Annotated in this window: 14 protein-coding genes; 9 read left to right on the top strand and 5 right to left on the bottom strand. The window is 41.4% G+C overall.

Features of this window, described 5'->3' with window-relative positions:
* Positions 1–102 precede the first annotated feature (102 nt).
* Positions 103–600, top strand: a complete 498-nt coding sequence (locus QT327_RS22015; protein ID WP_289554063.1) for a class I SAM-dependent methyltransferase — start codon at positions 103–105, stop codon at positions 598–600.
* Positions 588–806 carry a hypothetical protein gene (locus QT327_RS22010; protein WP_289554062.1) on the top strand — a complete coding sequence of 73 codons (219 nt, stop codon included), beginning with the start codon at positions 588–590 and terminating at the stop codon, positions 804–806. The genes QT327_RS22015 and QT327_RS22010 overlap by 13 nt, the downstream gene beginning before the upstream one ends.
* On the opposite strand, the gene QT327_RS22005 is transcribed toward QT327_RS22010, so the two are convergent.
* Entirely contained in the window at positions 793–2271 is a 1479-nt protein-coding gene (locus QT327_RS22005) for a lipopolysaccharide biosynthesis protein (protein ID WP_289554061.1), read from the bottom strand. The genes QT327_RS22010 and QT327_RS22005 overlap by 14 nt on opposite strands.
* A 48-nt stretch (positions 2272–2319) precedes the next feature.
* On the opposite strand from QT327_RS22005, the gene QT327_RS22000 reads away from it, so the two are divergent.
* Genes QT327_RS22000 through QT327_RS21985 form a run of 4 tightly spaced genes read left to right on the top strand, consistent with a single transcriptional unit; the run spans position 2320 to position 5743 of the window.
* Entirely contained in the window at positions 2320–3330 is a 1011-nt protein-coding gene (locus QT327_RS22000; RefSeq protein WP_289554060.1) for a glycosyltransferase, read from the top strand.
* A 6-nt stretch (positions 3331–3336) separates the two neighbouring features.
* Positions 3337–4266: a glycosyltransferase family protein gene (locus QT327_RS21995; RefSeq protein WP_013664915.1), complete on the top strand. Its 930-nt coding sequence runs from the start codon at positions 3337–3339 to the stop codon at positions 4264–4266.
* Positions 4263–4967, top strand: coding sequence for a DUF5672 family protein (locus QT327_RS21990; RefSeq protein WP_013664914.1), 705 nt, complete (start codon positions 4263–4265; stop codon positions 4965–4967). The genes QT327_RS21995 and QT327_RS21990 overlap by 4 nt, the downstream gene beginning before the upstream one ends.
* Positions 4968–4969: 2 nt before the next feature.
* Complete coding sequence (locus QT327_RS21985) at positions 4970–5743, top strand: glycosyltransferase family 2 protein (RefSeq protein WP_041387199.1); 774 nt, start codon at positions 4970–4972, stop codon at positions 5741–5743.
* 88 nt (positions 5744–5831) lie between these two features.
* Here the strand turns inward: QT327_RS21985 and QT327_RS21980 are convergent, their stop codons facing one another.
* From QT327_RS21980 to tilS, 4 genes are all read right to left on the bottom strand, one after another.
* A complete protein-coding gene (locus tag QT327_RS21980; RefSeq protein ID WP_130854461.1) occupies positions 5832–8282 on the bottom strand; it encodes a YfhO family protein in 2451 nt (816 codons plus the stop codon).
* Positions 8283–8453: 171 nt separating this feature from the next.
* Positions 8454–8738 (bottom strand): DUF4834 family protein, encoded by a 285-nt coding sequence (locus QT327_RS21975; RefSeq protein ID WP_289554059.1) that lies wholly within the window; start codon positions 8736–8738, stop codon positions 8454–8456.
* A 140-nt stretch (positions 8739–8878) separates the two neighbouring features.
* Positions 8879–9364, bottom strand: a complete 486-nt coding sequence (locus QT327_RS21970) for a hypothetical protein (protein ID WP_242627104.1) — start codon at positions 9362–9364, stop codon at positions 8879–8881.
* Between the two features lie 2 nt (positions 9365–9366).
* Positions 9367–10698 carry a tRNA lysidine(34) synthetase TilS gene (tilS, locus tag QT327_RS21965; RefSeq protein ID WP_289554058.1) on the bottom strand — a complete coding sequence of 444 codons (1332 nt, stop codon included), beginning with the start codon at positions 10696–10698 and terminating at the stop codon, positions 9367–9369.
* Positions 10699–10856: 158 nt separating this feature from the next.
* On the opposite strand from tilS, the gene QT327_RS21960 reads away from it, so the two are divergent.
* The 3 genes from QT327_RS21960 (at position 10857) to miaA (ending at position 13875) form a co-directional block, all read left to right on the top strand.
* A complete protein-coding gene (locus QT327_RS21960; protein ID WP_289554057.1) occupies positions 10857–11645 on the top strand; it encodes a hypothetical protein in 789 nt (262 codons plus the stop codon).
* 182 nt (positions 11646–11827) lie between these two features.
* On the top strand, positions 11828–12985 hold the full coding sequence (locus QT327_RS21955; protein WP_013664907.1) for a Gfo/Idh/MocA family protein: 1158 nt from the start codon (positions 11828–11830) through the stop codon (positions 12983–12985).
* On the top strand, positions 12964–13875 hold the full coding sequence (gene miaA, locus QT327_RS21950) for a tRNA (adenosine(37)-N6)-dimethylallyltransferase MiaA (protein WP_013664906.1): 912 nt from the start codon (positions 12964–12966) through the stop codon (positions 13873–13875). Before QT327_RS21955 ends, miaA begins: the two co-directional genes overlap by 22 nt.
* Positions 13876–13903: the final 28 nt, after the last annotated feature.

Below are 13903 nucleotides of genomic sequence, written 5' to 3'. Positions count from 1 at the left end.
ACTTTTAAAAAAACAGGGTGACTTTCGAGCCACCCTGTTTTTTTATGGAATAACCCGTATCGCTTTGTAAATTTTATTATTATTGCATTAAACAACGTGAATATGAATAGGCTCGATGTGCTTAACTTAATTATTAAACAAAGAAACGCCAAAACTTATCTGGAGATTGGTGTACAAACAGGTACCATTATCTCTAAGATACAATGCCCACGGAAGATAGGTGTTGACCCCGAGTTCTTATTCAGCTTTCCGCTCAAGATAAAACGCTTAGTAGGTATAACGAAGTTCGAAACGTACGAATATACCAGTGATTACTTTTTTGAGCACCATGCAAAGAAGGTTTTAAAGGATGGTATTGACGTAGCATTGGTAGATGGACTGCATACTTACGAGCAGTCAAAACGCGACGTGGAGAACTGCTTGAACTATCTTAACGAAGGTGGGATTATTGTTATGCACGACTGTAACCCATTAAATGAGGCTGCCGCCTACACCATTAAAGATCATTTAATGAAGTCCGGGAAAAAGTCCGGAACTGGGACTTACCTGGCTGGCAGGGACAGTGGAACGGCGATGTTTGGAAAACGGTGGCTGATTTGATCGTTACACGTCCGGATCTTACCGTATTTACCTTAGACATGGATTATGGGCTTGGTGTAGTGGCAAAAGGAAGCCGAAACACGGACGTCCCTTTTACCATTGATGAGGTAAAACAGGGAGATTATGCCTTTTTTGAAAAAAACCGGAAGCAGCTTTTAAATTTAAAACATCCGAAATTTATTCGGGAGTTTATTAAGAGCGTTTAAGCTTAGCAAGAAGGTCAGCAACCATGTCATTAATATCGCTTGACAAGCGAAGGAAGTAGACCGACCCGGCATATAACAGGGTGATGAAGCCCCCACGGATAAAGGTATCCAGATAAAGATTCTGCTGAACAGGAATCAGGGTACTGAACCAGTAAATGAGCACGCCAAGTACGATCACTAACAAATTATGCACTGTAAACGGCTGGAGTTTAAACTTAAATAAAATAAATAGGTATCTCGAAAGATTGAAAATGAGCATCGTAAGTGCAGTAGCCATTGCCGCACCGGTGATCCCAAACTTAGGTATGAAAAACAAGTTACTGCCAATTGTCACACCTACTAAAGCCAGGTAAAAAAAGGAGTCGTATCGATAGTACCGAGAGGTAGCTAATATAACAGCATTGACCCCTGTTAGCGCATCGAATAAATTGGCCAGTCCAATAAAGAAAACGATGTAGACACCATCGGCATAATCAGGTGGAAGCACCTTCAGCGCATTATGTATATTCGCCCACACGAGGATAAAGAGAAATAGCGCTACAATAGATTGATTGATACAGCTTTTCCTGTACACGGTATGGATATTGGCCATGTCCTTTCTAATCCAAGACTCGGCTATTACGGTATATGCGATGCTATACAAACTTCGTGTTGGCAAAGCGATAATAATTCCGAAAGAGGCTGCGATGCTGTATATACCCGTGTCGGCCAAGCCAAAGTAACTATTCACCATATACCGATCAATGTTATCAACGAGAAGTGGCGAAGCGCCGGTTAATATGCCGAATAGGCATAAGTTGAGGAGATTTCGCTGAACATCTTTATTTAAAAAGTTGAAATTCGGCTTAAGTGAAAAGTTACCCTTTCGTACCAATCGGATCATCATCAACAACATGGGCATCAGGTTAGCTGATAACCATAACCACATGAACGACCGGAAATCGAGGATACGGAATATTAATAAAACGACGCATACCAAAATGAGCAGCTTTAGGGTGAATTCACGAATGAGGCGCCCCGCTGCGGCGTCATATAACAACCTCGAGTACAAATCAAAGATGTTAAAGTATAGGTTTGCAAAGGTGAGTGGAAGGAGGTACCAATAATAATCGCGAAACAAGTTATTATCTTGGGATTTTTGACTTATTATGACTTCCTTAAAAGCATAGGCTCCAATGACAAATAGAATAAAGCCGATCAACGAAATGGCACAGGCTAAAAACAAATAGCCATTATGCTTGTTCTTCTCATTCCGGAAATAGGGAAAATAGCGTGCCGTGGCATTGAAACCGAGAATAGCAAACTGGGCAAATATCAGCGAAAAGGACGTCAGGATATTAATTAAGCCTACTTGATCCGTATCTAGTACTTTCGTTAAAATAAACGTATTGGTCACAAAACCTATAAAAACACCTATATAAGAAAAGAAGGTGCCCTTCAAGGTTTGTTGTTTAATAATCCCCATTTTGAATTGCGATTTCTGTTTATCTATTGTAAACTTGCATAAAATAAGATGACAAAGATAGCATATAATGTTTGTGTGTTAACCGTAACCTATGGAAACCGATGGGCTTTTTTAAAACAAATATTAGAGCGTGTCTTGTCATTTGAATATGTTGTGGATATTATCGTAGTGGATAACGGTTCAGACTACGATCTTAAAAAGGAGCTTGATCAATTAAACAGCCCTATCATTACCCTCCTTCAGGAGACGGAGAATCTCGGCTCTGCGGGCGGCTATAAAGCAGGCTTAGGTTATTTTGTTTCACATTCCAATGCCGACTTTGTTTGGCTATTAGATGATGATAATTTACCGGAAGAGGGTGCCTTGGAAAAGTTAATAAACGCCTGGCCATCGATTCGACTGGCTGAAGACAGGAAAGCTCTGTTCAGCCTGCGCACCGATCGTAAAAATCACGTTTTAATTGCACAAGGAGCTGATCCTTATCAATATTATCTGGTACCCGATAATTTCATGGGTTTTCATTTTTTTCGAATCTTTAGCAATCAATACCGGAAGCTCGCGAGGCAAAATCGCTACAATTCATCTCCTCTACGACCAAGTAAGCTTCCCTACGTTCCATATGGCGGCCTCTTTTTACACCGCCGACTCGTGGAGTTTATTGGCTATCCCGACGAACGGCTATTTGTTTATGTGGATGATTCTGAATATACCAATCGGATTACGGAGATGGGTGGAGAGATCTGGCTCATTCCGGGCAGTCGGATCAACGATGTAGACATTTCTCAGGGAATTACTTATAAACACCGTTTTTGGCGTTCGGCGATACTCGATCTCTGGAATTTCCGTACCTTTTACCAGGTACGAAATCGGCTTTATTTTTATTCGCGGCATGCTATAAAAAATAGATTTATCTTCGCCCTTAACAAGTGGCTATATATGACCGGGCATTATCTGATTAGCATAATCACCGGGAAACATAAAGCTTATAAAGAATTCAGAATAGCAGTTGCTGACGGTTTAGCCGGGCGGCTCGGAAAAAAGGAAAAACCTACCAATTGATATCGCATGCAAAATCCAGCACCCATTGCTTTATTCGTGTATAATCGGCCTGAGCACACGCGACGGACCCTCAAATATCTCCAGGAAAATTTATTGGCAGAAGATAGTCGTTTATTCGTCTTTTCAGATGCCGCGAAGCATATTGAAGATGAGGAAAAGGTAAATCAGGTTCGCGCGCTGATTAATCAATCCAGCGGTTTTAAATCAATCAAATTAATAGTACGTCATCAAAATATGGGGCTGGCCAAGTCCATTATAGCCGGCGTTACACAACTTGTAAATGAATACGGTAAAGTTATTGTCTTTGAAGACGACCTGTTAAGCTCTCCGCATACACTTGGCTATTTCAATGAAGCGCTACAACGGTATGAGAAAGAACACCGGGTTATGCAAATTGCTGCCTATATGTTTCCTCTACGCGATAAGGACGCCTTATCTGAAACCTTTTTTCTACGTTCTATTAACAGCTGGGGCTGGGCAACCTGGAAGCGCGCCTGGGAGCAGTTTGAACCGGATATCGATCAATTATATTCGCAGTTTGATTTGGAAAAGATTTACCGTTTCACAGTGGACGGTACAATGAAAAATTATTGGAAACAGCTATTGGACTTTAAAAAAGGGAAAAACGATTCTTGGGCTATTCGGTGGCACGCATCCGTTTTCCTGAAAAATGGATTGGTTTTGTATCCGGCTAAATCGTTGATAGAAAATATCGGTCATGATGGCAGTGGCGTTCATTCTATTATAGAAGACACTTATCAGGTGCATCCATCCAGAAAGCCTGTTTCATCTTTTCCGACAATGGTGCAGGAAGACCCTACGGCATTAGCAATGGTCAAGCATTTTTATAAGAATAGAAAAGGAAGCTGGATAAAAAGAGGTCGAAAGTTTGTTACTAACCAATGGTTTAAGCTCAAAAACAGGTTTGTTAAATGAAGATTGCGGTTGTTATTCCCATATATAAAGAGCTGGCCGATCCGGATGAAAAGTATGCCTTTTGGCAATGCGTGGAAGTGCTTGGATCCTATCCGATTATATTAGCGGCCCCTCATTCGCTCAATACAACCTATTATGAAAACTTAGCCGATAAACCCGTGACTATTCAGCGATTTGATGATTCCTTTTTCAAAAGTGTTACCGGTTATAGTAAGCTACTCACGGGTAAGTATTTTTATGAAGCATTCCAAGCTTATGACTATATTCTAATTTATCAGTTAGATGCCTGGGTATTTCGTGACGAATTATCAGCTTGGGCAGAAAAAGGGTACGATTATGTCGGTGCTCCTTGGTTGGAACCTCCTCCCATTACTTCCGGAAAAAAACCGATTATTAACCTCTCGAAACGCTTGGTTAACAAGGTTGGAAACGGCGGACTTTCGCTACGAAAGATAAAAAGCCACATTAAATGGAGTTTTTGGGCTACCTGGATGTTTAGATTGCTTCCCAAGAATGAGGACATGATTTGGACGCTATTTGTTCCTTTTAAAAAGCCCAAGGCTCGAGAAGCACTTTCTTTTGCCTTCGAAAGAAAACCGCGTCAATCGTACGAGCTAACCGGTCACCATTTACCCTTTGGCTGCCATGCCTGGAACAAATATCAACCGGATTTTTGGCAGCAATTCATCAAAAAATATTAGGAATGTCTTTTTCAAATTCACCAGAGTTTTTCCCACTATTAACGGTAATTACCGTTGTGTATAATAATGTAAAGGATATCGAAAGAACACTCCTATCTGTATTGGGACAAGATTATCCAAATATCGAATATATTGTAGTTGATGGTGGCTCAACAGATGGAACCCTTGCTGTTATTGAAAAATATAAATCTGGCATTGCAAAAATTGTTAGCGAGCGTGACAAGGGCATCTATGATGCGATGAACAAAGGAATTCGCTTAGCTACAGGCGACTACCTCCTATTCATGAATTCAGGTGATGAAATCTATGCACCGAACACAGTGAGCAATATTTTTTCCTCAAAGGCTTTTGCAGACATTTACTACGGTGAAACGGAAATGATTGATCATGCAGGAAAAAGTTTAGGTAGACGAAGGCATAAAGTGCCGGAGCACTTTACCTGGAAAAGTTTTAAGTATGGCATGTCCATTAGTCATCAGGCCATTTACATGAAAAGATCAATTGTAGAGCCATATGATGAGCAGTATCAGCTAAGTGCCGATATTGATTGGATCTTAAAGGCGGCCAAGAAAGCTAAAAGCATTGTCAATACCCACCAATATGTTGCGAAATACTTGGTTGGCGGTCTTTCCAAAAAACGGCACCGGCAAAGCTTAATGGAGCGATTCAGGATTTTCACCAAGTACTATGGCTTATTCCCTAATATATGGCATCATTTGGTAATTGCGTGGAACTTATTGCTGTACTATATCCGATTTGGAAAAACGAATGACTAGAGGCAATGGAAAGGGGTAAGGTTTAAGGTGTTAGGCATATGAAATAAAAGGTCTTACTCATTAGACACTAACACCAAACTGCTAACAACTAACTCCCTACTCCTTGCTTCTTATCTTTCCAGATAGCGAATGCCAGTCCCAACACTAAGATAATAGACGCTATCAACGATATATTCTCTCCCATATAATAGGATTGCGGTTCGAACTTGAACTCCACTTTATGGTTACCGCCCGGAAGTTGAGCTGCACGTAAAACATAGTCTGCCCGCAGAATAGGAATCTCTTGTCCATCAACAAAAGCTTTCCATCCTTTATCGTACCAAATTTCAGAGAATACAGCCATTACATCATTCGGAGCGGTATATTCGTAAACCAAATGATCCGGACGATAATCCGTCAACGCAATGCTCGCATTGGTAGGACGTCCTAATCGCTTCTCGTCAATTTTTCCCTTAAACTCTTGATGAATAAAGGCTTCTTTCTTAGGATCAAAACTATCAATGGCGTTCATCTCTTCCTCGTTGCTTTTAACGAAAGTGACACGATCAACAAACCAAGCATTTCCTGCGGCTTTATCCCGTCGCTGGATACTTTGAGATGTTCCTTCCCGGTTATTGGTAATAACATAGCGTGTGTTTAGCATATCCAACACATCTTCATTGATGGATTTGGAAAACTGCCGTTCTAATAGCTCCTGATAACGCATCAGCTTGGCCGCATGGTACCCTCCTACGTTTTTATAAAAATAAGAAGGCGATGCATTGTTGAAGGGTTCAACAGTTAAATCCAGTACCCGGTATTCTTTATCTTTATCCATGAGGATTAAGTTATCCACCTCGCGCGGTTTAAAGAAAGATTGCTCTAAACGTTCCTTTTCTACAAAGCTATCCTTATTGAGATACCGGTTATCCACACCCCATAGATCGACTAAAATAAGAACGCCTACAGCAATAGTAGCCGCTTTTGCATTCAACTTATTTTTTGCCAATAACCAAACGACTCCCGCGGTCAATAAGACAAATAACAGGGATCGGAAGGCATCGCTTCGTGCCAAGCCTGCACGGTCCTGTACTAAAGCATTTCCCAGCGATTGGGCGAAACTATTGTTTTGCGTTTGCTGCGAAATGGATTGAATAAGTTGTTGATGATTCGGTGCCTGAAAGCTAAAAAATAAATCCGGCAGAACCCATATGATCAACGATATTCCGCCCACAATTGCCAAGGAATAGATTATTTTTTTGTCCAGCTTTTCAATCACTTTCCCATTTTTAATAATCTCGTCCACTGCAATAATTGCTAATATTGGGATGAGGAATGAGGCTACTACTAAAGTAGATTCAACCGCTCTAAATTTATTGTACAAAGGGAAGTAATCGAAAAATAAATCGGATACAAGGGTAAAATGTCGGCCCCATGAAAGCACAATACTGAGCAGCGTAGCCGATAAAATCCACCACTTAATCCGGCTTTGCACCACAAATAATCCTAAAACAAACAAAAATAGAACCGCAGCACCAAAGTACCAAGGTCCGGAAGTCATGGGTTTATCTCCCCAATACACAAGACCGGCAGTCTGATCAGCGCCAAAACCTTGGCTGCTTAGCAATTTCACGGTATTAGAATTCTCATCAAATTTACTTTGAGAGCCTCCTCCATAGGCACCCGGAATTAAAAAAGTAATACTTTCACCCACTCCCTGGCTCCACTGATAGGCATATTCTTTACTTACTCCCTGTTGTGCCGAGCCTTTTGTTTCGGAAGTGATATTGGATTTACCACGAATCGATTCCTTTGAATATTCGTAGGTTGTCCACAACAAGCCGGCATTGATTGCTAAGGCTAACAAACTCGCCACCGCCATAAAACCGATGGATTTTAGAAAGGTTGCAGTCTTTTTTTCCTTTACCGCGTGATACAATTCGATGCCGACCAAAATCAGCAAAGCGATAAAAAGATAATAGGTTACCTGAATATGGTTAAAGCGTATCTCCAGGGCAAGTGATAAAGCCAAAATAGCGGCACCCAAAAGATTTTTACCCCGCAAGCACAGCAGAATACCTGCTACGACGGGAGCAAATAGTGCAATAGCATAGGCTTTATTGGCATGCCCCGCTTCTATATAGATAAAATTGTATGAAGTAAAAGCAAATGCAATAGCTCCAACGGCAGCTAGCCAAGGTCTGACCTTGAGCACATTTAACAAAAGATAGGCGCCCAGTAAATACAATAGTACTACATCCATCGGATAAGGAAGCGCTCCTTTTAGCCCCGCCATGATATGCGTTCCAATATTTTTTGGATAAGATACCCATATCTGGTAAGAAGGCATGCCGCCAAACATTGAATTCGTCCAAAGCGGGCCTTTACCATCCTTTTCCCTAAAGTCCATGATCTCTTTCTGCATCGCTTGTGCTTGCGTGACATCGCTTTGGAGAAGCACTTTTCCTTGCCAGGCAGGGGCAAAATAAATAAGACAGATAACGATAAAGATGCCTATGATGGCAAAATGAGTAGCATTTCGGTTGAACCAATTCTTCATTCTTTTGTATTCTTTGAGCTAAGGTTCAAACCTATTACAAAAAAATGATATTTCGAACTTTTAATGGCCCGAAATATCATTTTTTCTTAATTTGTCGTCTATGGCTTTGTACTGAAGAAATCAGATAAGTTCCGTTTCACGAAACATAGCCGAAACGGGCGAATAGATACTTTATTTGATTTCTTCAAAATCAACAAACTCACCTACCCTACCATTAGTTGTGGAAGGCTTGCTTTTCGTTGTCCTGGGAGGAACATAATCAATGCGCACTTTGCCGTCGGTATTCGGAACATTCTCACTTCTATAAGATCCCGCTTGTCTTTCGTATTGCTTTTGGGCCTCCTGTTGCATTTTACCAACGAACATTGCCATGAGGTATGGAAATAGAACCGTTACCAGCATACGGAGCACCCATAAAATTAAAATAGCAGCTAATAATATTTTTAATAAACCCATTAATATCTACATTAAATTATAATCGTCGAGCGTCTATAAAGCGTGCTTAACATAAGCATCACGCCTTATTAACAAACTTACGCAAATATTAAGTAAATAGTATATCGATCAGTTTTTAAATCTGGTTATTGACAATAAATTTACGATTCTTTTGCCTTTAAAATAGCCCGCGTCAGATCGTTAGGATGTTGGGTTCCTACAACGTAGACTAAGCCGTCCCTGTCTGTTAACCACACCGCAGCTTTCCCACCGGCGTAAAAACGGATCTTACCTTTTTGATGAAGATTATAGACGGGACTATTAATAAGGTATGAACTGTAGAGTCCATTTTCAACTTTAACAATACTATTGAGGTCTATTTTTACTAGTCTGGCCGTCCACAGCCCTTGTAGAATGACGCTCTTATTCTTCACCGTAATGCGATAATGCAACATATACATCATAATGATTGATACAATCAGTATAATGCATCCAACTAAGAGGAATAGTTGCTCGCTTCGCTCGCGCTCCGTACTCACATAATAAGCTGCAAAGCAAAAAAGCGCCATGACCAATCGTACGCTGACCCAACCACGGTCACGACCAAGATATTGATTCTCAACAAATAAAGGTTTGTCTTCTTCCATTTTTATATGCATTCTAAGATAGCAACTTTTTTTGTTTTGTCTGTAATTTTATATCGGTCATCCATACGATGGGGCACCACCCAAACGATGTCACCATTGCCATTTACAAGCAAGGGGATTTCCTTTTTATGGAAACGCGATATTTTTAACGATATAAAAAAGTCGCTCAACTTCTTCTTTCCCTTCATTCCTAAAGGTTTAAACCAATCTCCCTCTTGCCAAGACCGTACCAAAAGCGGAAAAAGCAATTTATCGGCGTCAACAGCCACTTTTCCAAATTCATTCATCTTCACGGGTTTTTCTACCAATTTTACCGTTAAGTGAAATCCTTGACATATCACCGCCTGATTAGGCTGTAAAAATTGATGCGGTAAATCAACGGGTTCTTTTTTTTGCAGTATTAAATTTTCACGATCGAGGAGCAATTTATAACTATCGGAAAAGAACTGCTTTCCGGTTCGATTATCATTCTGCCATATCGAAACAAGGTCATCAAGGACTTCCGGAAGAAATTGATAAGGTCTGAATAACTCATACAGCAGCGTGCGTAAAGGCTTAAGCTCTTGCAGCGCTTTTAACTCTATTTGATAGGTGTTGGAAGTTGTTTCAACAAATAACTTTTTCCTTAATTGTTCGCTGTAGTTCTTTAACAAGGTTTCCATCTCCTCAAATCGTCTACTATTTTCCTGAAAGGTTCTTTCCAGCGAGGGGTTAATCTCCTTTAAACGTGGAACAACTTCCAGTCGGATTTTATTCCTTAAATAATCGGTAGAAAAATTAGACTCATCTTCTCGGTAAACCAGATTTCTTTCTAAAACTGTCTGCGTCACTTCCTCGCGCGTTAGAAATAGGAGCGGCCTGATCAGTACCCCTCGTTTTGGGAGGATACCGTGCAAACCTGCAATCCCGGTACCACGGGTCAAATTAAGCAATACCGTTTCGACGGAGTCGTTCTGATGATGGGCCAACGCAATATACCGATAGTGCTGGTCTGACCTTATTTGCTCAAACCATTCATATCGCAGTGCCCGGGCCGCCATTTCGATCGAAATACCTTGCTTCCTCGCATAAGCAATGGTATCAAATCGCTTGACAAACAAGGGCACTTCCATTTCTGCTGCTAAATTTCTTACTAGCTCCTCATCCGCGTCAGCATGTTGCCCTCGCAATTGAAAATTACAATGAGCAATACCAAAGGGCAGCATAGCTTTAGCAAATAAATGAACCATTAAAACTGAATCTCTTCCACCACTAACTGCCAGCAAGGTGCGCTGTTCTCGACTGATCAAGTCATGCTCTTCGCCAAATCTCAGAAAACGTTCTAAAAGCCGCATAAGCCAAAGGTAGACAAAAATGTTTATTGATAAACCAATGTGCCATTACGTTCGTTAGGATATCGCCCGATAGCGTTCAGTCCATAGACGATTCCGACTCCGCACCCTTCATTTAAATAATTAAGCACGAAAAGATACAAGTTTAGTAAGTTTGCAGCATGGAAGCTGAGCCTAAAAGTGTCGATGTATTAATAAAACAACTAAAAGAAGAGTTCGGTATTTCGGCCTCCATCGTCGATCAATCTGCCACCGTTTCCAATGTCATCGTTGAGTCGGGGGTTTTGTCCATCAAATTTTATAATAGTCTCCATTTTGATGTAAAACACAAAGAGGAACCTCTTCTCGCTACTCGTCAAATACATTTAGACGAAGATTTATTTTTAAGCAGAAACAACGTGGTTATGGCTCGAATCCGGGCCGCGCTGGGTTTAGCCAACAGAGTTTATGCGCGTAGCACTACCTTGGTTAGAATAAATAAAGAAGAAGCTTTGGTTTTTCAAAAAGAACATCATTTGCAGGTGCCTCTTCCCGGTAAATATCGCTATGGCCTTCTATATAGAGATACGTTAATGGCCATAGCGATATTTAGCAGCGGCCGTAAAATGCGCGACATGGCACCCGAGCACCGTTCATTTGAATTGTTGCGATTCTGTAATCGGTCCGGCCATCTGGTTGTAGGCGGCCTAAGCAAACTGCTTAAAGGCTTCGCGACAGCGTTTCATCCCAGCGACATCATGACTTATGTTGATCGGGATTGGTCGTCGGGAGAAATTTATGAAAAGCTAGGATTCCACTCAGAAGGATTATTACCTCCCCAACGCTTTATGGTTCAAGGCACGGATAAGATTCGTTATTATGAAGGATGTGCCGACTTAGGGATAAATCGGGATAATCTCGTCCATTGGGTAGAAAATCTGGGCAGTATAAAAATGCGTCAGGTGTTATAAGATCTTTTTTTTATTTTAGGCCAATACTTATGGATATTTTCCAAAACGCCTTTTTTGACGAAGCCGACAATAAGAGCAAGGCCGAGACGAAGGCTCAAATTTAGCGTTAAGGCCGAGCAATTAGACAAGGTTTTTGGAAGTGTTCGTATTAATGTCAACACCAATTTAATTAAATAATAGCAATGAAAAGAAAACTTCGTATGGGCATGGTAGGCGGTGGTATTGATGCATTTATCGGTTCAGTACACCGTATTGCCGCTCGAATGGACGGTTTAGTCGAATTAGTCTGCGGTGCTTTTAGTGTACATCCTGAAATCTCAAGAGAGTCCGGGGAGGCCTTGTTTGTTGATCCAAGTCGGGTCTACAGCACTTACCAAGAGATGATAGAAAAGGAAAGTCAGCTACCTGAAGACGTGCGAATGGATTTTGTAACAATAGTTACGCCCAATTTTGTCCATTTCGATCCGGCTCGCCTCGCCCTGGAAAATGGTTTTAATGTGGTTATCGAAAAACCCATGACTTTTACTTTGGAAGAAGCAAAACAATTACGAGACCTCGTGGAAAAGACGGGTTTGACATTGGCACTTACCCATACCTATAGTGGTTATCCGATGGTGAAGCAAGCAAGAGCCATGGTGAAAGAAAATAAACTTGGTAAAATCAGAAAAGTAATTGTGGAATACCCGCAAGGATGGCTAAGCCGTTTGAGCGAAAGGGAAGGAAATGCGCAAGCAGCATGGCGGACTGACCCCAAACGATCAGGCAAAAGTGGGGCTATGGGTGATATTGGCACACATGCCGCTCACTTAGCTGAGTACATTACCGGATTAAAAATTACGGACATCTGTGCAGACTTGAACACGTTGGTAGAAGGGCGTTTATTAGATGATGATGGCAATGTGCTTATACGTTTCGACAACGGCGCTAATGGCGTACTAATCGCTTCACAAATTGCTGCGGGCGAGGAAAACGCCATTCGTATAAGAATTTATGGTGAAGAGGGAGGGCTAGAATGGATCCAGGAAGAACCAAATAGTTTATATGTGAATTTACTTGATCAACCGAAGCAGATTTACCGTACGGGCAATGCTTACTTGAGCAATGCTGCCAAACATAATACACGGATTCCTTCCGGACACCCCGAGGGGTTATTGGAAGCCTTTGGAAATATCTACCGCAACTTTGTATTAACCGTGTCTGCTAAGTTAAACGGCGAGACGCCTACTCCGGAAATGCTAGATTTTCCTACGGTAGAAGATGGCGTACGCGGCATGGCCTTTATCGATAATGTGGTGGCTAGTAATGCCAGCAATGAAAAATGGACCAAGTTCGTGGTTTAATATGCATTTTGGGTCCAACGGCTTCAGGGAAAACTGCCCTGGCCGTTGCCCTTGCTAAAGAAATAAACGGCGCCATCATCAGCGCGGATTCAAGACAGGTATTCAGGGGCATGGATATTGGCACCGGCAAAGATTTGGTGGAATATAAGGGCGTCGATTACTACTTAATTAATATCCGTGATGCCGGCGATTCGTATCACGTAGCCCACTTTCAAGACGACTTTCAAGAAGCTTGGTTTAATATACAAGCACAGGGCAAAACGCCCATTCTGTGCGGAGGAACAGGTTTGTATATACAATCAGTGTTACAGCAATATGCATTCACCTCCATTCCTCGGAATGATAATCTTCGAATGAATCTGTTGGAAAAGGATATCGAGGAGCTGGAAAAGTTCTTTTTATCTTTGCCACAGCCTATTGGATTTAAGGCCGATATCAGCACCAAAAAGCGGCTGATTAGAGCCATTGAAATAGCCAGCTGGTTAAAGGTCAATCCGTATGAGCCAATTAATCGGCATCAGCATTTGGATGCGCGGGTTTTTGGAATCCAATTACCTCTGGATGATCGACGTGCTAAGATAACACAGCGGTTGGAACAACGACTGGCGGCAGGATTGATCGAAGAGGTACAGGGGCTAATCGAAGCGGGCGTTCCGGCTGATAAGCTTAAATTTTATGGCTTGGAATATAAATATGTAACTGCTTTTCTATTAGGAGAAATAGACAGGAATCAGCTATTTACCAAGTTAAATACGGAAATCCATCGCTTTGCAAAGCGGCAAATGACTTATTTCAGAAAGATGGAGAAAGACGGCATCACTATTCATTGGCTCGATGGAAGAAATGCAATTGCAGAAAATGTAGAAAAAATAAAAGGCTGCCTTCCATAAAAAGCAGCCTCCTATTTACAATATTAAT

It is taken from the genome of Olivibacter sp. 47 (genome assembly GCF_030372825.1).
In the GTDB taxonomy this organism is placed as follows: Bacteria; Bacteroidota; Bacteroidia; order Sphingobacteriales; family Sphingobacteriaceae; genus Olivibacter; species Olivibacter oleidegradans.
Note: the sequence above shows the minus strand (reverse complement) of the source record. Positions and strands in the feature narration are given on the sequence as shown.

Coding starts and splice junctions, on each gene's coding strand:
- QT327_RS22000 (WP_289554060.1), top strand. CDS start 2,320: ATGACAAAGATAGCATATAATGTTTGTGTGTTAACCGTAACCTATGGA.
- QT327_RS21975 (WP_289554059.1), bottom strand. CDS start 8,738: ATGGGTTTATTAAAAATATTATTAGCTGCTATTTTAATTTTATGGGTG.
- QT327_RS21990 (WP_013664914.1), top strand. CDS start 4,263: ATGAAGATTGCGGTTGTTATTCCCATATATAAAGAGCTGGCCGATCCG.
- QT327_RS21960 (WP_289554057.1), top strand. CDS start 10,857: ATGGAAGCTGAGCCTAAAAGTGTCGATGTATTAATAAAACAACTAAAA.
- QT327_RS22015 (WP_289554063.1), top strand. CDS start 103: ATGAATAGGCTCGATGTGCTTAACTTAATTATTAAACAAAGAAACGCC.
- QT327_RS21985 (WP_041387199.1), top strand. CDS start 4,970: ATGTCTTTTTCAAATTCACCAGAGTTTTTCCCACTATTAACGGTAATT.
- QT327_RS21955 (WP_013664907.1), top strand. CDS start 11,828: ATGAAAAGAAAACTTCGTATGGGCATGGTAGGCGGTGGTATTGATGCA.
- QT327_RS22005 (WP_289554061.1), bottom strand. CDS start 2,271: ATGGGGATTATTAAACAACAAACCTTGAAGGGCACCTTCTTTTCTTAT.
- miaA (WP_013664906.1), top strand. CDS start 12,964: ATGGACCAAGTTCGTGGTTTAATATGCATTTTGGGTCCAACGGCTTCA.
- tilS (WP_289554058.1), bottom strand. CDS start 10,698: ATGCGGCTTTTAGAACGTTTTCTGAGATTTGGCGAAGAGCATGACTTG.
- QT327_RS21980 (WP_130854461.1), bottom strand. CDS start 8,282: ATGAAGAATTGGTTCAACCGAAATGCTACTCATTTTGCCATCATAGGC.
- QT327_RS21970 (WP_242627104.1), bottom strand. CDS start 9,364: ATGGAAGAAGACAAACCTTTATTTGTTGAGAATCAATATCTTGGTCGT.
- QT327_RS21995 (WP_013664915.1), top strand. CDS start 3,337: ATGCAAAATCCAGCACCCATTGCTTTATTCGTGTATAATCGGCCTGAG.